The sequence below is a fragment of the Streptomyces sp. CB02009 genome (genome assembly GCF_001905825.1).
Lineage (GTDB): Bacteria > Actinomycetota > Actinomycetes > Streptomycetales > Streptomycetaceae > Streptomyces.
Map to the genome: position 1 here is coordinate 688,546 of NZ_LIVV01000002.1, position 18,067 is coordinate 706,612.

The following is an 18,067-nucleotide window of genomic DNA, read 5'->3' on the forward strand; positions in this document are numbered from 1 at the left end:
CGGGGGCGGGAGCGCGCGCGAACAGGGCTGCGCGAGAGAGGCCGCACGAAGGGGAGGGCTGTCCGAAGGGGGGTCAGCAGGAAGTCAGCAGGAAGAGGGGCAGCACGAAGGGGGGCAGCATGAAGGGGGGGGGCGCAGCACGAAGGGGGCGGTACGACTCTCGTCGTACCGCCCCCTTCGTCGTACCGCGCCCTCGGGCGTACCGCCGCCGGCGTCAGGCGACCGGTGAGGCCTGGGCGTCGGGGTCCGGTGCCGGCCGCGGCACTTGCTCCCCGGGCTCCTGGCGGCTGGCCGACCACGCGGCCCACAGGACGGCGTACCGGCCGCCCGCCGCCACCAGCTCCTCGTGCGTGCCGGTCTCCACGACGCGGCCCTGGTCGAGGACGACCACCCGGTCGGCGGCCGCGGCCTGCGGCAGCCGGTGGGCGACGAGCAGCCCCGTGCGGCCCTCCAGGGCCCGTGCCGCCGCGTCCTCCAGGACGCGCGCGCCGGCGCTGCCCGCGTCGGCGGTGGCCTCGTCGAGGATCGCGATCGGCGGGTCCGCGAGGACCAGCCGGGCCAGGGCCAGGTGCTGCGCCTGCGTCACCGTCAGCCGGTGCCCGCCCTCGCCGACCACCGTGGCGAGGCCCTCGGGCAGCGCCTCGGCCCACTCCAGCGCGTCGACGCGGTCGAGTGCCGCGCGAAGCTGCTCGTCGTCGGCCTCGGGCCGGGCGAGGCGCAGGTCGTCGGCGAGCGTTCCGGCGAAGACGTGCACCTCCTGGCTGATGAGCGCCACCGCGCGGCGGACCCCGGCCGGGCCCAGCTCCGCGGTGTCGGTCCCGCCGAGGGCGATCGACCCCCCGGTGGGGCTGTGGACTCCGGCGATGAGCTTGGCCAGGGTGGTCTTGCCCGCGCCGCTCGCGCCCACCAGGGCCACCCGTTCCCCGCTCCGCACCCGCAGGTCGACCTCGTGCAGGACCGGCGCGCCGGAGCCGTACGCGTGGCTGAGCCCGGACACCTCGACCGAGCCGTCGGCGACGGTGTGCGCCTCGCTCTCGGCCCGCTCCGCGGGGAGGTTCGACACGCCGACGAGGCGGGCGAAGCTCGCCCCTGCCGACTGGGCGTCGTCCAGGAGGTACAGGGTCGCGTTGATCGGGTTGAAGAGGCTGTGGAAGTACAGCGCGGCGGCCGTGGCCGTACCGATGCTGACCGAGCCGTTGTCCACGAGGAAGAAGCCGGTCGCGAGCATCGCGGCGAGGCCGATGAACTCGCCGAGGTTGAGGCGGGAGAAGAAGCCGGTGACGATGTGGATGCCCCGCAGGCCCAGGTCGCGGGCGGCCGCGGACCGCTTCTCCAGCAGCTCGGTGTGGGTGCCGTCCAGGCGGAACGCCCGTACCGTCCGCACACCGCCGACGCTGTCGAGCAGCTGGTGCTGCAGGGCGCCGGTCGCGACGCGGTGCTCGCCGTACACGGGCGCGGCCCGGCGCATGTACCAGCGCACCGACAGCACCTGGACCGGAGACGCGAGGAGCGCCGCGATCAGGAAGCGCCAGTCGAGGACGGCGAGTCCGGCGAAGGTGAGCAGGATCGTCAGGGCGGAGCGGCTGAACTCGGGCAGGGCCTGGCGCACCGACTTGCCGATCATCGACACGTCGCTGGTGACCCGGGAGACCAGGTCGCCCGAACCGGCCGCCTCGACCCGGTCGAGCGGCAGCCGCAGCGCCCGCTCGATGAACTGCTCCCGCAGCGCGGCCAGGACGGTCTCGCCCAGCCGGGCCACCAGCGTGCTGCCGACGGCCGCGGCCGCGCCCCTGGCGACGGCGACGACGACGAGCAGGACCAGCGGGAGGGTGAGTGACGCCGCGCCCTTCTTGTCGACCACGAGGTCCACGATGTGCCCGAGCAGGGGAGCGGTGAGCAGTCCGACCGCGGTGCCGGCGACGAGCACGCCGATCGCCACCGCGGCGAGCAGCCGGTGGCCGTGCAGCATGGTGCGGAGCGCCGCGACGGACTCGGCGCCGGTGGCGGTCGGCAGGAGCACGCGGTCCGGGCTGGTTCCGCTCATGGTCTGGTCCGTCTCCCTCTTCCGTCCTTCGTCCCGCTGCGGCCGGCTGTCCGTCCGTGTCTCGTCGGCGAGCGTCATGCGAGCACCGCCGCACGGTAGGTCGCGTCGGCCGCGAGGAGTTCGGTGTGGCGTCCGGTCGCCTGTACGGCGCCGTCCTCCAGGACGATCACGCGGTCGGTCACGGCGAGGAGAGCGGGGCTGGTGGTGACCAGGATCGTGGTGCGGTCGCGGCGGACCTCGCGCAGCCGGGCGGCGATGTGGGACTCGGTGACGGTGTCCACCGCGGTCGTCGGGTCGTGCAGCACGAGGACGGGCCGGTCGGCGGCGAGCGCGCGGGCGAGGGCGACGCGCTGGCGCTGGCCTCCGGAGAGCGAGCGGCCGCGTTCGGCGAGGAGCGTGTCCCCGCCGTCCGGGAGGAGCCGGGCGACGTCGTCGGCGGCCGAGGCCCTGAGGGCTCGCTCGACGGCGGCGGTGTCGTCCGCGGCCCCGGCCCGGACGTTGTCGAGCAGCGTGCTCTCGAACAGGTCGGCGTCGTGGTGGGCGACCAGGACGACCCGGCGCAGCGCGTCGGGGTCGAGCGAGGTCAGCGGCGCGCCGTCGAGCTCGACGGCGCCCTCGGCGGGGTCCGCCTCGCGGGCCAGGCAGACGAGGAGGTCGTTGGCGGCGGCGGCGTCCCGGGCGACGATGCCGGTCAGGCTGCCCGCCGGGAGTTCGAGGTCGACGCCCTTGAGGGTGCCGAGTGTCACCCCGCGCAGGGCCACGTGTCCGGCCGCTCCGTCGGCGGGCACGTCGTGTCCGGTCCCGACGGCCTCGGGCGAGGCGAGGACCTCGGCGATCCGCTTGGCCGAGGCGCGGCCCTGGGCGAGCTCGGCGTTCACGTAGCCGAGGAGCTGGAACGGGCCGAGGAGGAACTGCGCGAGACCGACGGCGGCGACCAGGTCGCCGACGCTGATGCTGCCGTCCATGGCGAGGTACGCGCCGACCACGCCGATGACGGCGATGAACACGCCGGTCAGGGCGAGGACGGCGCCCTCGTGCCCGGCCCGGCTGCGCGCGGCGCGCAGGGCGGCGGACAGCGAGTCCTGGCTCGTGGTGCGGTAGCGGGCCACGGCCGCCGACTCGGCGCCCATGCCCTTGAGGACGCGGAGTCCGGAGACGAGGTCGGCGGCGACGCCCGAGGCGTGGGCGGCCCGCTCCTGCTCGGCCTCGCTGCGCTGTTCGAGCGGTCGGCTGATGCGGTGCCCGAGCCACAGCAGCGGCGGGATGCCGAGGAGGACGAGCAGGCCGAGGGGGACGGAGATCCTGAGGAGTGCGACGGCGCTGATCACGAGGGCGGCGACGGCCGACACCCCGTAGGCGATGATGGTGGCCACCGAGCCCACGCGGCGGGCGTCGTTGGTGGCGATGCTGGTCAGCGCGCCGGGGAGGCGGTTCGCGTCGGCCCCGCCCCGGGGGTCGAGCACCCGGGTGGCCAGGTCGAGCCGGAGCCGGTGCGCGGCGAGTTCGCCGCTGCCCTCGGTGATCCGGGCGCTGACGCGGTAGCAGGTCGACAGGACCAGGAAGAGCACGGCGAGGGCGATGAGCAGGCGCAGCAGCGCCGAGGTGGAGCCGGTGGCGACTGCGGTGTCGATGGTGGCGCCGATGACCACCGGCACCAGGGCCTCGCAGCCCTGGTGGGTCATACCGAGCAGAGACGCCGTGATCACTCGGCGGCGTTGTCCTCTGATCGCCTGGCGGAGGACAAGTCCCCCCGTCGGTCCGCCCGTTGGCATGAGACTCCTCTATGGAGGTAGATGGTTGGTTAGGTAAGCCTACTCTGAGTCCGGCGGGGGTCGGGGCGGGTCCCGGAGGAGGTCCGGGGGAGTTCCGGGCGAGGTGGGAGAGGCGCCGGAGAGGTCCTGCCGGGCGCGTTGACCTCGGGACACGGTTCGGTTAGCCTCACCTAAGTCGTGATCCTTCGGTCTCGCGCCGGCAGGTTCCCGCCGTACATCTGTACCGCCGCCAGGGGGAGTTGTCGTTGTCCGTCGAATCCCGGGTGGTGCAGGGACAGCAGCCCCAGGAGCAACCCGCGGAGACAGCCACGGGTCCCGGCGCACGAGGATCGGGCCGCACCGGCGCCGCCTTACGGGGACTGGGACTGGTCGTCGGCCTCGCCGCCCTCGTCCTGGTCGGACTGCTCAGCGTCTGGGTGGGCACCCGGGGCATCCCCTTCACCGCCACCTGGGACGCGCTGTGGAACCCCGACGGGTCCGAGACGTCGGTCATCATCCACGACTACCGCATCCCCCGCACCCTCCTCGGCGTCCTCGTCGGCCTCGCCCTCGGTCTGGCCGGCGCCCTGATGCAGGCCCTGACCCGTAATCCGCTCGCCGACCCCGGCATGCTCGGCGTCAACCTCGGCGCCTCCGCGGGCGTCGTCGTCGCCATCGCCTTCTTCGGCGTCGCGGCCCCGCTCGGCTATGTCTGGTTCGCCCTGGCCGGTGCCGCCGCCGCCTCCGTCGGCGTCTACCTGCTCGGCTCCTCGGGCCGGAAACTCGCCTCCCCTGAGCGGCTCGTCGTCGCCGGCGCCGCCGTGACCGCCGTGCTGTACGCCTTCAACTGGGCCGTCCTGCTGCTCAACCCGCGGGCCTTCGACCAGTTCCGCTTCTGGACCGTCGGCTCCCTCGCCGGCCGGTACTACGACATCGTCGTGATGGCCCTGCCGTTCATCGGCACCGGCCTCGTCCTCGCCCTCGTCCTCGCGCCCTCGCTCAACGCGCTGGCCATGGGCGACCAGATGGGCCGGGCCCTCGGCGTGAACGTGGGGCGGACCCGCGCCCTGGGCGCCGTCGCCGTGATGCTCCTGTGCGGGGCCGCCACCGCCGCCGCCGGACCGATCGGCTTCGTGGGCCTCGCCGTCCCGCACATCGCCCGGTTCGTCGTCGGACCCGACCAGCGGTGGGTGTTCGCGTACTCGATGCTGATCGCCCCCGTCCTCCTCCTGGGCTCGGACGTCCTCGGCCGGGTGCTCGGCGCCCCCGGCGAACTCCAGGTCGGCATCGTCACCGCCTTCATCGGCGCCCCCCTGTTCATCGCCCTGTGCCGCCGCCGAAAGCTGGTCATGCTGTGACTGCCGTACGGGAGGCGAAGGCCTCCGCGCCCGACCCGACGCCCCGCGAGGGACCCGGCGCGGCGACCGTGCCGCACCCGCCCCGGGTCGTCACCGGCCGGGTCGTCCGCACCCGCTCCGGCAGCGTCTCGCTGCGCGTCCAGGGCCGAACCGTCGCCGCCACCGCGGCCCTCCTGGCCGCCCTCCTCCTCGTCGCCGGCATCACCCTCACCACCGGCGACTTCGACCTCTCCGTCGGTGAGGTCGTCCAGGCGCTCACCGGGAACGGGTCGGGCATCGCCGACTTCGTCGTCAACACCCTCCGCATGCCACGCCTGGTGACCGCGCTGTGCGTCGGCGCGGCCCTCGCCGTCAGCGGTGCCATCCTCCAGAGCATCACGGGCAACCCCCTGGGCAGCCCCGACATCATCGGCTTCACCAACGGCTCCGCCGTCGGCGCGCTCGTCGTCATCGTCCTGCTGCACGGCAGCATGACCGAGATCGCGCTCGGCGCCCTCGTCGGCGGCCTCGCCACCGCCCTCGCCGTCCATCTCCTCATGATCGGCCGGGGCGTCCAGGGCTTCCGCCTCGTCGTGGTCGGCATCGGCGTCAGCGCCCTGCTCCTCGCCGTCAACTCGTACCTGATCACCCGCGCCACCTTCCAGGAGGCCCTGGAGGCGCAGTCCTGGCTGATCGGCAGCCTGGGCAACCGGCTCTGGATCCACGCCCAGGCCATCGGCATCGCCGTCGCCGTCCTGCTGCCCCTCGCCTTCTTCCTCTCCCGCCGCCTCTCCATGGTCGAGATGGGCGACACCACCGCCATGGCCCTCGGCGTCGACGTCCCCCGCACCCGCACCCTCCTGCTCGTGATCAGCGTCGCCCTCGCCGCGTTCGCCACCGCCGTGACCGGGCCCATCTGGTTCGTCGCCCTGGCCGCGCCGCAGGTGGCCCGCAAGATCACCGGCTCGTCGGGCCCGGCCCTGCTGCCCTCCGCCCTCATGGGCGCCGTGATGCTCGCCCTGAGCGACCTCGCCGTGCAGCGCCTCTTCGCCCCCGCGCTCCTCCCGGTGGGCACGGCGACCGGCTGCGTCGGCGGGCTCTACCTCATCTGGCTACTGGTCACCGAGTCGCGAAAGAGCCGCGCATGACAGCAACGAACCGTCCGGCCTCCCGCCTGCGCGCCGAGAACCTGACCCTCTCCTACGACCAGCGGACGGTGGCGACCGGCCTCGACGTCGAGATCCCCGACCGTTCCTTCACGGTCGTCATCGGCCCCAACGCCTGCGGCAAGTCCACCCTCCTCACCGCCCTCGCCCGGATGCTCAAGCCGCGCACCGGACAGGTCTACCTGGACGGCGCCGCCATCGCCTCGTACCGCTCCCGCGAGGTCGCCCGCCGGCTCGGACTGCTCCCGCAGTCGTCCACCGCGCCCGGCGGCATCACGGTGGGCGACCTGGTGGCCCGGGGCCGCTACCCCCACCAGGGCCTCCTGAAGCAGTGGTCCGCCGACGACGAGGAGGCCGTGGTCGAGGCGATGCGGCAGACCGGCGTCCTCGAACTCGCAGACCGCCCCGTCGACGACCTGTCCGGCGGCCAGCGCCAGCGCGTCTGGCTCTCCATGGTCCTGGCCCAGCAGACCGAGATCCTGCTGCTCGACGAGCCGACCACCTTCCTCGACATCGCCCACCAGGTCGAGGTCCTCGACCTGTGCGCCGAACTCCACGCCCGCCGGGGCCACACGATCGTGGCCGTCCTGCACGACCTCAACCAGGCCTGCCGGTACGCCACCCACCTCATCGTGATGCGCCCGGGCGGCATCGTCGCGGCCGAGGGCGACCCGTCGACCGTCATGACCGCGGAGCTGGTCGAGGACGTCTTCGGCCTGCCCTGCCGGATCATCCCCGACCCCGAGACCGGCACGCCGCTCATGGTCCCCGCCGCCCCCAAGGGGTACGCCCACGCCGGGGGGACGGAGCCGGGGACGACCGGTGCCGACGCCGTGATGGCCAAGACCCCCTGAAGACAGCAACAACAACAGAAACAGCAACAGGCGACAGCAACTGGCGACAGCGACAGCGACCGGGAACGGAACTGCCCATGCTCTGTACGAGGCTGACGAACGCGCGCATTCTCACCATGGACCCGGACCACCCCGTCGCCCACGACCTCGGCATCTGGCGGGGACGGATCGTGGGCCTCGACGAAGCCGTGACCTCGCTCCCCGCCCGCGAGGTCGTCGACCTCCAGGGCGCCACCGTGCTGCCCGGCTTCATCGACAGCCACGTCCACCTGGCCTGGGCGGGACTGAAGGCCGACACCCCGAGCATCGCCCCCTGCCAGCGGATCGAGGACGTCCTCGCCGTCATCGAGGAGGCCGCCGCCCGGAAGGGCGAGCCCGGAGCCTGGGTCGACGTCGCCGGCTACGACCAGCGGGCCCTGGGACGCCATCTCACCGCCGCCGAGATCGACCGGGTCAGCCAGGGCCGCAAGATCTTCCTCATGCACGACTCCGGACACGCCTGCGTCGTCAACAGCGCCGTCCTCGACCTCCTTCCGGCCGAGGTGCCGCACCAGGACGGCTTCCTCGCCGAGAGCGCCATGACCGCCGTGCGGCGGCTCCGGCTGCCGTACTCCCAGGAGGAACTCGCGGACGCGATCGAGCGGGCCGGCCGCGGCTGCCTCGCCGAGGGAATCACCGCCTGCGCCGAGGCCGGCATCGGCGGCGGCCTCCTCGGACACAGCCCCGTCGAACTCGGCGCGTACCAACTCCTCAGGGACCGCGGCCGACTGCCCCTCCGCGTCCAGCTCATGGCAGCGGGCGACACGCTCCGCCCGCGCGCCGCGCACCGGGACGACGGCATCCCGCGCGCCCTCGACCTCGGGCTGCGCACCGGCTTCGGCGACGACTGGCTCTCCCTCGGAGCCCTCAAGATCTACACCGACGGCGGCATGATGGCGCGTACGGCGGCGCTCACCGAGCCGTACGAGGGCATGTCCCACACCGGACAGTTCCAGGACGAGCCCGAACGGATCGCGGACCTCGTCGTCGACGGCCATCTCGCCGGATGGCAGCTCGCCGTCCACGCCATCGGCGACCGGGCCGCCGACCTCGCCCTGGACGCCCTGGAACGCGCCCAGCGGCTCCGGCCCCGACCGACCGCCCGGCACCGGGTGGAGCACGCGGGCCTGATCCGCCCGGACCAGCTCCCGCGCTTCGCCCGGCTCGGCGTCAGCGCCGTGGTCCAGCCCAACTTCCTCCGCTACTTCGGCGACGACTACGCCGACGTCATGGGCGAGCGGCGGGCACCCTGGATGTACCGGGGCCGGGGCTTCCTCGACCACGGCGTCACCCTCGTCGGCAGCTCCGACCGGCCGGTCACGGACGGCTCGCCGCTGCGCGCCATCCAGTTCATGGTCGAACGCGCCTCGACCTCCGGCCGGGCGATCGGCCCGGACGAGGCCGTCACCGTCGACGAGGCCCTGCACGCCTACACGGTGGCCGGCGCGTACGCCTGCCACTGGGACGACAGCGCGGGCAGCCTCACCCCCGGCAAGCGCGCCGACCTGGTGGTCCTCGGCGACGATCCCCGGACGGTCGAGACCTCGCGGATCGGGGACATCGAGGTCGTGGCGACGTATGTCGACGGGCGGACCGAGCCGGTGAAGGAGTGACGCCGAAGCGGCCGGCCGACGAGGACGCACTCGTCGGCCGGCCGCTTCGTGGGACCTGGGCCCGTACGCGGGCCAGGTGCTGTCGTCAAACTCCCGTCGTCGCCCGCGGGGCAGGAGGGAGTTTGACGACAGGGCCTAGCGCGCGTCCAGGATTGCCGGCAACGCCTCGACCAGTTCCTCGACCTGACGTGCCGACACGGTCAGCGCCGGAGCCAGGCGTACGGTCCCGGGGCCGGCCGTGTTCACGAGGAACCCGGCCTCCTGCGCCGCCTCCTGGACCCGTACGGCGACCGGCTCGGTCAGGACGACGCCGAGCAGCAGCCCCGCGCCCCGGACCTCGGCCACCAGGGGGTGCTCCAGCGCCTCCACGCCCGTCCGCAGCAGCTCACCCATCCGTACGGTGTGCTCCAGGAGGCCCTCCGCCGCGATGGTCTCGAGGACGGCCGCGCCGGCCGCGCAGGCCACCGGGTTCCCGCCGAAGGTCGATCCGTGCTGGCCGGGGCCGAGGAGGTCGCCGGCCTCGCCGAACGCCACCGTGGCGCCGATCGGAAGACCGCCTCCCAGCCCCTTGGCCAGGGTCACCACGTCCGGGTCCACCCCCGGCACGGCCTGGTGCGCGAACCAGTGGCCGGTCCTGCCGATCCCGGTCTGCACCTCGTCGAGGACGAGCAGACTGCCCGCGGCACGGGTGATGGCCCGCGCTGCCCTCAGGTACCCCTCGGGCGCGGGGATCACGCCCGCCTCGCCCTGCACCGGTTCGACGAAGACCGCCGCCGTGTCCTCGGAGACCGCCGCGCGCAGGGCGTCGACGTCGCCGAACGGCACGTGCGTCACGTCCCCCGGCAGCGGGAGGAACGGTTCGCGCTTCGCCGGCTGGCCGGTGACCGCCAGGGCGCCCAGGGTGCGGCCGTGGAAGCCGCCCTCCATCGCGACGACGCGCGGCCGCCCGGTCCTCCGGGCGGCCTTGACGGCCGCCTCGACGGCCTCCGCGCCGGAGTTGGAGAAGAAGACCCGGCCGCCCGGCCTGCCGAACAGGCCGAGCAGCCGCTCCGCGAGCGCCACCGGGGGCTCGGCGACGAACAGGTTCGAGACATGGCCGAGGCGTGCGACCTGGTCGGTGACGGCCGCGACCACGGCGGGGTGGGCGTGCCCGAGGGTGTTGACCGCGATCCCGCCGGTGAAGTCCGTGTACGCGCGGCCGGCCTCGTCCCAGACGGTGCAGCCCTCGCCGCGGACCAGGGCCAGCGGGGGAGTGCCGTAGTTGTTCATCATCACGGCACGCCAGCGGTTCCTGAGGGGAACGGTGACGGTCATGCGGGGGGCTCCTCCTCGTGCGGCGCGACGGCCGGGGCGGCGGCCCGCGTGATGTCCGGCGCCTCGTCGGGCAGGACCGTGGTGCCGGGATTCTCCTCCGTGAGGACGCCCCGGAGGACGGCGTGCGGCGTGCGCCCGTCGAGGACGTGCACCCGGCCGACTCCCGACCGCACCGCCCGCAGGCAGCCCTCCATCTTGGGCAGCATCCCGCCGGCGAGCCCGGGGAGCAGGGACTCCAGCTCCTCGGCCGTCAGCTCGGGGACGACCTCGGTGCTCCGCGGCCAGTCCGCGTACAGGCCGGGGACGTCGGTGAGCATCACGAGCCGGTCGGCGCCGAGGGCGACGGCCAGGGCCGAGGCCGCGAGGTCGGCGTTCACGTTGTAGACCTGCCCGTCCGCACCGCGCGCGACGGGGGACACGACCGGGATGCGGCCGCCGGCCAGGAGGTTCCGTACGGTGTCGGGGGCGACGTCCACGATGTCGCCGACGAGACCGATGTCGACGGGCCGGCCGTCCACCCAGGCCGGGCGGCGTTCGGCGGTCAGGGTGTGGGCGTCCTCGCCGGACATGCCGACGGCGAAGGGCCCGTGGGCGTTGATCGCGCCGACCAGGTCCCGCTGGACCTGGCCCGTCAGCACCATCCGGACGACGTCCATGGCCTCCGGGGTGGTCACCCGCATGCCGGCCTCGAACCGGACCTCCAGGGCCAGGCGGTCGAGCATCGAGCTGATCTGGGGGCCGCCGCCGTGCACCACGACCGGATGCAGGCCCGCCTGCCACAGCTCGACGACGTCCTGCGCGAACGACCGCCGGAGCGCCGGGTCGTCCAGGGTGCTGCCACCGCACTTGACGACGACGGTCCGGCCCTGGAGAGCCTCGGACCACGGGACGTCCGCGGCCGGGAGGTCCACCGGGCCCGGGTGGGCTTCGGCGGTCGTACCCGTCGCGGAGCGCGGCCGCGGCACGACGTCCGCACGCCGCGCGGAGTCCAGGCTTCCCGCGGCGGGCTGCTCGCCGAGCGTCCTCATTCTCGTACTCCCTCGGCTCATGAGCTGTAGGCGCTGTTCTCGTGCACGTACTCGGCGGTCAGGTCGTTGGTCCAGATCTCCGCGGACGCCTCGCCGGCGCGCAGGTCGACCGTGACGGTGATCCGGCGGCCGGACATGTCGACCTTCTCCCGGGGCTCCCCGGCCGCGCCGTTCCGGCAGACCCAGACGCCGTTGATGGCCACGTCCAGGCGGTCGGGGTCGAACGCGGCGTCGGTGGTGCCGATCGCCGAGAGCACCCGGCCCCAGTTCGGGTCCTCGCCGTGCAGGGCGCATTTGAGGAGGTTGTTCCTGGCGATCGAGCGGCCCACGGTCACGGCGTCGTCCTCGGTCGCGGCGCCGACGACGGCCACCTCGATCTCCTTCGAGGCGCCCTCGGCGTCCGCGACGAGCTGGTGTGCGAGGTCGAGGCAGACGGCGTGCACCGCCGCGGCGAGGTCCTCGTCGGCCGGGGTCGTGCCCGAGGCGCCCGAGGCGAGCAGCAGCACGGTGTCGTTGGTGGACATGCAGCCGTCGGAGTCCACCCGGTCGAAGGTGGTGCGTACGGCGGCGCGCAGCGCGGAGTCGAGCGACGCGTCGGCCGCCACGGCGTCGGTGGTGAGGACCACGAGCATGGTGGCGAGACCGGGCGCGAGCATGCCCGCGCCCTTCGCCATGCCACCGACGGTCCAGCCGTCCCGGGTCACCGCGGCGGTCTTGTGGACGGAGTCGGTGGTCTTGATCGCGACGGCCGCGTCCTCGCCGCCGTCGGGGGTGAGCCGCTCCGCCGCGAGGGCGATGCCGGCGGCGACCCGCTCCATGGGCAGGGGCACGCCGATGAGTCCGGTGGAGCAGACGGCTATCCGGTCCGGGGTCGTCCCGATCGCCACGGCGGTCCGCTCGGCCATCGTCCGCGCGTCGTGGGCGCCCGCGGGGCCGGTGCACGCGTTGGCGCCGCCGGAGTTCAGGACGACCGCGGAGACCCGGCCGTCGGCGAGGACCCGCCGCGTCCAGCGGACCGGTGCGGCCTGGATCCGGTTGGAGGTGAGGACTCCCGCGGCGGCCGGTGCGGGGCCCTGGTTCACCACCAGGGCGAGATCGGGATCGCCTGACGCCTTGATGCCGGCGGCCACTCCGCTGGCGAGGAATCCCCGGGCGGCGGTCACGGTCACGGAGCCACTCCATTCGTGGGCAGGCCGAGCCCTTCGGGCAGGCCGAGGGCGACGTTCATGCTCTGCACCGCGCCACCGGCGGTGCCCTTCGTCAGGTTGTCGATCGCGCTCACACAGATGAGGCGGCGGGCGGCCGGATCGAGCGCCACCTGCACCTGCACCGTGTTGGATCCGAGCACCGAGGCCGTGGACGGCCACTGGCCCCGCGGTAGCAGCCGGACGAACGGTTCGGTCTCGTACGAGGCCTCGAAGACCTCCCGGACCTCGTCGAGGCCGTCGTCGGCGACGTGCGGGCGCAGCCGTGCCGAGCAGGTGGCGAGGATGCCGCGGGGCATCGGGGCGAGGGTGGGCGTGAAGGACACGGTCACCGGCTCGCCCGCCACGAGGGACAGGTTCTGGGTGAGTTCGGGGGTGTGCCGGTGCCCGCCGCCCACGCCGTACGGGGTCATGGACCCCATCACCTCGGAGCCCAGCAGGTGCGGCTTGGCCGCCCGGCCGGCCCCCGAGGTCCCGCTGGCCGCCACGACGACGACCTCGGGTTCCACGAGGCGGGCGGCGTGTGCGGGGTAGAGCGCGAGGGTGACGGCGGTCGGGTAGCACCCCGGGACGGCGATCCGGGTCGCCCCCTTCAGGTCGTCCCTGGCGCCGGGCATCTCGGGGAGCCCGTACGGCCAGGTGCCCGCGTGCTCGGAGCCGTAGAACCGTCTCCACTCGACCGGGTCGCGCAGGCGGAAGTCCGCCCCGCAGTCGACGACCAGGGTGTCGGCGTCCAACTCGCGGGCGAGCGCGGCCGACTGGCCGTGCGGCAGGGCCAGGAACACGACCTCGTGCCCGGCGAGTGCCTCCGCCGATGTCTCCGCCAGCACCCGGTCGGCGAACGAGGTCAGCTGGGGCTGCACCTGGCCGAGGGTGCGTCCGGCACTGCTGTGCGCGGTCAGGATGCCGACTTCGACTTCGGGATGAGAGGCGAGCAGGCGGAGGATCTCCCCGCCGGCGTAGCCACTGGCGCCGGCCACCGCGACCCGTGTGGTCATGTTCTTCCGTCTCTCCTGACGCGTGGGGGACGTCGGTGCACCGGCGGGGTGACACCCCAGGTCGGCGCACCGAAACTTAACTTAGCCTAACCTAAGTAGTCCCGTCGGCGGAATCGCGGATCCACCGCACCGCGTCAGGTGAGGGAATTTCAACGGCTCTGCCCCCGAGCCGAGTTGAAGAAGTCGTGGGAGGCGGGACCGCCCCGTCCTCAGGCGGGCGACCCCCACGCCGTGGTCAGGCCGTCCAGCCAGGCCGGCGGGAGCTCGGCCGCGTCCCACTCCTCGTGCAGCGCCGCCGGCGTCTCGGCCAGCCGTTCCAGCACGGCCACGCTGGTGGCGGAGTGGACGAGGGAGTACCGGCCGTGGATCGCGATCGGGCTGCCCGGGCCGTACTCCGCGTACAACCGCTCCAGGTGCGCGTGATGCGTGGACGCGAACCGCGTCAGCCGCCCCGGATATCCGGCCCGCTGCCGCGGGCTCATCGTGCGCAGCACCGCGCCGAGCACCTGCTCGGTGACCTCGGGGTCGAGGTCGGAGACATCGGCGAACGAGAGGTACAGCGGTGTGACCGCCACCTTGGCCCGCTCCATCTCTGCCCGTCCGACGGGGGAGCGCTCGTCGGGGGAGTCGGCAGAGGGGCCGGTGGTGACGGCGCGGATCAGCGCCCGCTCGGCGACGGCGCCGAGTTCGTCGGTGGCGGCCAGGGCGCCGTCGGACCAGCCCGACGCGTAGACCTCACCCCTCTCCCTCGGAGCGCTCCTCCGAGCCTCGCTGACCTCCGTGTGCGCGAGGGCGAGCGCCCCGGCCTCGACGAGCCCGATGAGCTCCTCCGCGTCGCCGGTGTAGACCCCCGCCCGGGCGAGGAGCTGGAGGAGGGTGGTCTTCGCGTTGAGCACGCTGGCCACGTCCAGCTGCTGCTGCCGTCCCTCGTCGGCGGTGTGCATGGGAGGGTCCTCCTCGTCGTACGGGCGGCGCGGTGCGAGTGCGCGGAACGCTCTGTTCGAGCCTACGCAACGCCCGTTCCTCCGGGGCCCGCATCCCCCCTCCTTCCGCGCGCGTCGCCGGCGTCCGCGCGGGTCACGGGCCGTCACGACCCGTCTCGCCGACGCCCGTGCGGCCGCGTCAGTCCCGGTACACGCGCAACTGCGCCACCTCGTACGACATCTCCGAGACTCCGGGGGCCGGTGCCGGGTGGTAGCGGCCCGCGCAGACCGACAGGTTCACGATGAGGTGCGCCCGCCAGGAACGCCCCACGCCGCGGCGGTCGTCGAAGACCCGCGCGCCGTTCACCCACCACACCACGTTGCGGGCGCCGAACTCGACCCGCAGGTCGACCCAGGCGCCCGGGCGGATCGCCGCGTTCCGGTAGTAGAGGTGGCGTCCCTTGACCCGGTTCGACAGTTCCAGGAGATCGGGGTTGTCGGGGTGGTACTCGAAGACGTCGATCTCCTGACCGCCGTCGAGCCAGGTCCAGATGGCCGGCCAGGCCCCCGTCTCCACGGGCAGGCGCACCCGCGCCTCCAGGACGTCCTCGGCCCGCACCAGGAAGGCCTCCGCGCTGCCCTCCGTGGTGAGCAGCCCCGCGTCCCACTTGCCGTCGGGCCGGCGGGTCGCCCGGAAGACGCCCGTCCTGCTGTACGCGGGGTCCTCCACGAGGTGGTCGAGCTTGTTGTCACCCGGATTGGTCGGCCCGCCGCCGGGATAGGCCCAGGAACGCCCGGCGACCCACTGCTCGGCGGAGGAGAAGTCCGCGTCGAGCACGACCCTCCCCGGTGTGCGCGCGGGTCCGCGGGGGCCCGTCCCGGGGCGGCTGTCTGAGCCGCGGCGTCTGAACAGCCGGTCGAAGAGATCGGACAGCACGGCACGCTCCTCTCGCGGGCGCGGTCGGCCCGCCGATGATCTGCCCAGCAGGGCTCCGTCCATGCGGGGAATAGGGCCTATTGGCGACAAGTCGTCACAAGGGTCGTTGTGTGGTGTGACGCGGGAATCACCTTGAATGTCTCACTGGGACATTATTGGGTGTACGGTGCATGTATGAGTGCCGAGCGAGAAGGCCGCTTTCCGCGGCGCGGCCCGAAGGGGACGCGGACCCGCGAGGCGCTCGGCGAGGCCGCGCTGCGGCTCGTCCTGGAGCGGGGACCGGCCGGAGTCTCCGTCGAGGACGTCACCGACGCCGTCGGCGTCTCCCGCCGCACCTTCAGCCGCTACTTCCGCTCCAAGGAGGAGGCCGTCCTCGACGGCTTCCGCGCCGACTGCGCACGCATCAACGAGGCGCTCGCCGCCCGCCCGGCGAGCGAGACCCCGCTGACCGCCTACCGGGCTGCGCTGCGGAGCTGGCTCGCCGATCCGGTCACCCCGGCCTGGCACCGCCGCGACGGGGTGCGGGAGATCCTCCGCCTCGCCGAGACCGACGCCCCGCTCCGCGCCGTCCTCCGGCGCGTCCTCCTGGAGGGCGAGGCCGCGTCGGTCCGGCTGGTCGCGGCCCGCATCGGCACCGACCCGGAACACGACCTGCGGCCCGCCGTCGCCGTCGGATCGGGAGCCGCCACGCTCCTGGCCGCCACCCGCGCCTGGGTGCTCGGCGGCCCCCGGGAGGCCCTCCCCGCCCTCGTGGAGGAGGCCTTCGCCCTGCTGGCGGCGGAACCGCCGCCGGCGGAAACCCGTACAACCGTCTGAGGAACCACCATGACCCACACCCCCACCCCCACTCCCACCCCCACGCCCGACGTTCCCGCCTCCGAGGCCCGGACCGCCGACTCCCGGGAGTTCGCCGGCAAGGCCGCCCTCGTCACCGGCGGCGCCTCCGGCATCGGACTCGCCGTCGCCCGCCGCCTCGCCGACGCCGGTGCCGCGGTGGCCGTCGCCGACCACGACGCCGACCGCGCGGCCGCCGCCGTCGCCGAACTGACCGAGCGCGGCGCCACGGCCCTCGCCGTGACGATGGACGTCACCGACGACGGGTCCGTCCGGCAGGGCGTCGAGGCCGCGGTCGCCGCCTTCGGCGGCCTCCACCTGGCCGTCAACAACGCGGGCGTCGCCGGTGCGCGCGTCCCGATCGCCGAGACCCCGGCCGAGGAGTGGCGGCGCGTCGTCTCCACCAACCTGGACGGCGTCTTCCACTCGCTCCGCCACGAACTCCCCGCGATCCTCGCCTCCGGCGGCGGCGCCGTCGTGAACATGTCCTCCATCCTCGGGACCAACGGCTCGGCCGGCAGCGCCGCCTACGTCGCGGCCAAGCACGGCGTCGTCGGTCTCACCAAGACGGCCGCACTCGAATACGCCTCCCAGGGGGTACGTATCAACGCCGTCGGTCCCGGCTACATCGACACCCCCCTCCTCGCCGGCATCGGACAGGAGGCGTACGACGCCCTGGTCGCCCTCCACCCGGCGGGCCGGCTCGGCCGCGCCGACGAGGTCGCCGAATTCGTCGCGTTCCTGCTGTCGGAGCGCGCGTCCTTCGTCCACGGCAGCTACCACCTCGTCGACGGGGCCTACGCCGCCCGCTGAGCCACGCGGCCGCGGCTGGGGGAAGAGAAACGCGAAAGGAAAGCGTCATGAAGGCACTGCAGTACCGCACGGTGGGCGCCCCGCCCGAGGTCGTCACCGTCCCCGACCCGGAACCCGGACCCGGCCAGGTGCTCCTGAAGGTCACCGCCGCCGGCGTCTGCCACTCCGACATCGCGGTCATGAGCTGGTCCGCCGACCAGCTGCCCTTCCCGCTGCCGCTGACCCTCGGCCACGAAGGCGTGGGCACGGTGGCGGCGCTCGGCGCCGGAGCCGAGGGCGTCGCCGTCGGTGACGCCGTCGCCGTCTACGGCCCCTGGGGCTGCGGCAGCTGCGCCAAGTGCGCCGAGGGCAAGGAGAACTACTGCCTGCGGGCCGCCGAACTCGGCATCAGGCCGCCGGGACTCGGCGCCCCCGGCGCCATCGCCGAGTACATGATCGTCGACAGCCCCCGCCACCTCGTCCCGCTCGCCGGCCTCGACCCCGTCCAGGCCGTACCGCTCACGGACGCCGGCCTCACGCCGTACCACGCGGTCAAGCGCTCCCTGCCCAAGCTGGTCCCCGGGAGCACCGCCGTCGTCATCGGCACCGGCGGACTCGGCCACGTCGCCATCCAGCTGCTGCGCGCCATGACCGCGGCCAGGGTCGTCGCCCTGGACGTCACGGAGGACAAGCTGGCCCTGGCCCGCGCCGTGGGCGCGCACGAGACGGTGCTGTCGGACGCCGGGGCGGCCCCCGCGGTCCGTGAACTCACGGGCGGACGCGGTGCCGAGGTGGTCCTCGACTTCGTGGGCGCCCAGCCGACCGTGACCGCCGCCGGCGCGATGGTCGCGGTCGAGGGCGACGTCACCGTCGTCGGCCTCGGCGGCGGCACCCTGCCCGTCGGATTCGGCGCCCTGCCGTACGAGGTCTCGGTCGCGTCCCCGTACTGGGGTACCCGGGCCGAGCTGATCGAGGTGCTCGACCTGGCCCGTGCCGGCGCCGTCGACGTCCACACCGAGACGTACGGCCTGGACGACGCGCCGCAGGCCTACGAGCGGCTCCACGAGGGGCGCGTCAACGGGCGGGCGGTCATCCTCCCGAACGGCTGAGCCGGGCAGGTCCTCTGGGTGCGTCGGATCGTCCGCGCACCCGGGGAGCCACTTTTCGGATACGCTGTATCCGAAACGTGGATCGAGGTGTGCGCACCCGTTCGCGCACCCGGGGCGGCGAGG

The 18,067-nt window shown here is 74.0% G+C and carries 15 protein-coding genes; 7 read left to right on the plus strand and 8 right to left on the minus strand.

Annotated features, from left to right (window positions below; translation table 11 throughout):
* Nucleotides 1–214 precede the first annotated feature (214 nt).
* Nucleotides 215–2,044 (minus strand): ABC transporter ATP-binding protein, encoded by a 1,830-nt coding sequence (locus tag AMK27_RS10340; protein WP_073905960.1) that lies wholly within the window; start codon nucleotides 2,042–2,044, stop codon nucleotides 215–217.
* 74 nt (nucleotides 2,045–2,118) lie between these two features.
* Nucleotides 2,119–3,816, minus strand: coding sequence for an ABC transporter ATP-binding protein (locus AMK27_RS10345; protein ID WP_079188331.1), 1,698 nt, complete (start codon nucleotides 3,814–3,816; stop codon nucleotides 2,119–2,121).
* A gap of 239 nt (nucleotides 3,817–4,055) precedes the next feature.
* Here AMK27_RS10345 and AMK27_RS10350 point away from each other — a divergent pair, with 239 nt between their 5' ends.
* The 4 genes from AMK27_RS10350 to AMK27_RS10365 all read left to right on the plus strand — a co-directional run bounded on the left by AMK27_RS10350 (nucleotide 4,056) and on the right by AMK27_RS10365 (nucleotide 8,804).
* Nucleotides 4,056–5,153, plus strand: a complete 1,098-nt coding sequence (locus AMK27_RS10350) for a FecCD family ABC transporter permease (protein WP_198955833.1) — start codon at nucleotides 4,056–4,058, stop codon at nucleotides 5,151–5,153.
* Nucleotides 5,150–6,280, plus strand: coding sequence for a FecCD family ABC transporter permease (locus AMK27_RS10355; protein WP_079188332.1), 1,131 nt, complete (start codon nucleotides 5,150–5,152; stop codon nucleotides 6,278–6,280). Before AMK27_RS10350 ends, AMK27_RS10355 begins: the two co-directional genes overlap by 4 nt.
* A complete protein-coding gene (locus AMK27_RS10360) occupies nucleotides 6,277–7,152 on the plus strand; it encodes an ABC transporter ATP-binding protein (protein WP_073904919.1) in 876 nt (291 codons plus the stop codon). Before AMK27_RS10355 ends, AMK27_RS10360 begins: the two co-directional genes overlap by 4 nt.
* 77 nt (nucleotides 7,153–7,229) lie before the next feature.
* Complete coding sequence (locus tag AMK27_RS10365) at nucleotides 7,230–8,804, plus strand: amidohydrolase (RefSeq protein ID WP_073904921.1); 1,575 nt, start codon at nucleotides 7,230–7,232, stop codon at nucleotides 8,802–8,804.
* 135 nt (nucleotides 8,805–8,939) lie between these two features.
* Here the strand turns inward: AMK27_RS10365 and AMK27_RS10370 are convergent, their stop codons facing one another.
* The 6 genes from AMK27_RS10370 to AMK27_RS10395 all read right to left on the minus strand — a co-directional run bounded on the left by AMK27_RS10370 (nucleotide 8,940) and on the right by AMK27_RS10395 (nucleotide 15,209).
* On the minus strand, nucleotides 8,940–10,118 hold the full coding sequence (locus AMK27_RS10370; protein WP_073904922.1) for an acetylornithine transaminase: 1,179 nt from the start codon (nucleotides 10,116–10,118) through the stop codon (nucleotides 8,940–8,942).
* Nucleotides 10,115–11,146 carry an acetylglutamate kinase gene (gene argB, locus AMK27_RS10375; protein WP_241847406.1) on the minus strand — a complete coding sequence of 344 codons (1,032 nt, stop codon included), beginning with the start codon at nucleotides 11,144–11,146 and terminating at the stop codon, nucleotides 10,115–10,117. Before argB ends, AMK27_RS10370 begins: the two co-directional genes overlap by 4 nt.
* A gap of 17 nt (nucleotides 11,147–11,163) precedes the next feature.
* Nucleotides 11,164–12,315 carry a bifunctional glutamate N-acetyltransferase/amino-acid acetyltransferase ArgJ gene (argJ, locus tag AMK27_RS10380; RefSeq protein ID WP_073904924.1) on the minus strand — a complete coding sequence of 384 codons (1,152 nt, stop codon included), beginning with the start codon at nucleotides 12,313–12,315 and terminating at the stop codon, nucleotides 11,164–11,166.
* On the minus strand, nucleotides 12,312–13,349 hold the full coding sequence (gene argC, locus AMK27_RS10385; protein ID WP_073904925.1) for an N-acetyl-gamma-glutamyl-phosphate reductase: 1,038 nt from the start codon (nucleotides 13,347–13,349) through the stop codon (nucleotides 12,312–12,314). The genes argJ and argC overlap by 4 nt, the downstream gene beginning before the upstream one ends.
* Before the next feature lie 209 nt (nucleotides 13,350–13,558).
* Nucleotides 13,559–14,293: a hypothetical protein gene (locus AMK27_RS10390; protein WP_073904927.1), complete on the minus strand. Its 735-nt coding sequence runs from the start codon at nucleotides 14,291–14,293 to the stop codon at nucleotides 13,559–13,561.
* Nucleotides 14,294–14,471: 178 nt separating this feature from the next.
* Nucleotides 14,472–15,209, minus strand: coding sequence for a beta-glucanase (locus tag AMK27_RS10395; protein WP_079188333.1), 738 nt, complete (start codon nucleotides 15,207–15,209; stop codon nucleotides 14,472–14,474).
* A gap of 174 nt (nucleotides 15,210–15,383) precedes the next feature.
* On the opposite strand from AMK27_RS10395, the gene AMK27_RS10400 reads away from it, so the two are divergent.
* The 3 genes from AMK27_RS10400 to AMK27_RS10410 are packed head-to-tail and all read left to right on the plus strand — an operon-like array spanning nucleotide 15,384 to nucleotide 17,944.
* Nucleotides 15,384–16,025: a TetR/AcrR family transcriptional regulator gene (locus AMK27_RS10400; RefSeq protein WP_073904928.1), complete on the plus strand. Its 642-nt coding sequence runs from the start codon at nucleotides 15,384–15,386 to the stop codon at nucleotides 16,023–16,025.
* Nucleotides 16,026–16,034: 9 nt separating this feature from the next.
* Nucleotides 16,035–16,856 carry an SDR family NAD(P)-dependent oxidoreductase gene (locus tag AMK27_RS10405; protein ID WP_073904930.1) on the plus strand — a complete coding sequence of 274 codons (822 nt, stop codon included), beginning with the start codon at nucleotides 16,035–16,037 and terminating at the stop codon, nucleotides 16,854–16,856.
* Between the two features lie 47 nt (nucleotides 16,857–16,903).
* Complete coding sequence (locus tag AMK27_RS10410) at nucleotides 16,904–17,944, plus strand: NAD(P)-dependent alcohol dehydrogenase (RefSeq protein ID WP_073904931.1); 1,041 nt, start codon at nucleotides 16,904–16,906, stop codon at nucleotides 17,942–17,944.
* The last annotated feature ends 123 nt before the right edge of the window (nucleotides 17,945–18,067 follow it).

What these genes read in the sequence shown, in the direction of transcription:
- AMK27_RS10410 (WP_073904931.1), top strand. Translation starts at nt 16,904, where the DNA reads ATGAAGGCACTGCAGTACCGCACGGTGGGCGCCCCGCCCGAGGTCGTC.
- argB (WP_241847406.1), bottom strand. Translation starts at nt 11,146, where the DNA reads ATGAGGACGCTCGGCGAGCAGCCCGCCGCGGGAAGCCTGGACTCCGCG.
- AMK27_RS10345 (WP_079188331.1), bottom strand. Translation starts at nt 3,816, where the DNA reads ATGCCAACGGGCGGACCGACGGGGGGACTTGTCCTCCGCCAGGCGATC.
- AMK27_RS10405 (WP_073904930.1), top strand. Translation starts at nt 16,035, where the DNA reads ATGACCCACACCCCCACCCCCACTCCCACCCCCACGCCCGACGTTCCC.
- AMK27_RS10365 (WP_073904921.1), top strand. Translation starts at nt 7,230, where the DNA reads ATGCTCTGTACGAGGCTGACGAACGCGCGCATTCTCACCATGGACCCG.
- AMK27_RS10360 (WP_073904919.1), top strand. Translation starts at nt 6,277, where the DNA reads ATGACAGCAACGAACCGTCCGGCCTCCCGCCTGCGCGCCGAGAACCTG.
- argC (WP_073904925.1), bottom strand. Translation starts at nt 13,349, where the DNA reads ATGACCACACGGGTCGCGGTGGCCGGCGCCAGTGGCTACGCCGGCGGG.
- AMK27_RS10370 (WP_073904922.1), bottom strand. Translation starts at nt 10,118, where the DNA reads ATGACCGTCACCGTTCCCCTCAGGAACCGCTGGCGTGCCGTGATGATG.
- AMK27_RS10400 (WP_073904928.1), top strand. Translation starts at nt 15,384, where the DNA reads ATGAGTGCCGAGCGAGAAGGCCGCTTTCCGCGGCGCGGCCCGAAGGGG.
- AMK27_RS10390 (WP_073904927.1), bottom strand. Translation starts at nt 14,293, where the DNA reads ATGCACACCGCCGACGAGGGACGGCAGCAGCAGCTGGACGTGGCCAGC.
- AMK27_RS10340 (WP_073905960.1), bottom strand. Translation starts at nt 2,044, where the DNA reads ATGAGCGGAACCAGCCCGGACCGCGTGCTCCTGCCGACCGCCACCGGC.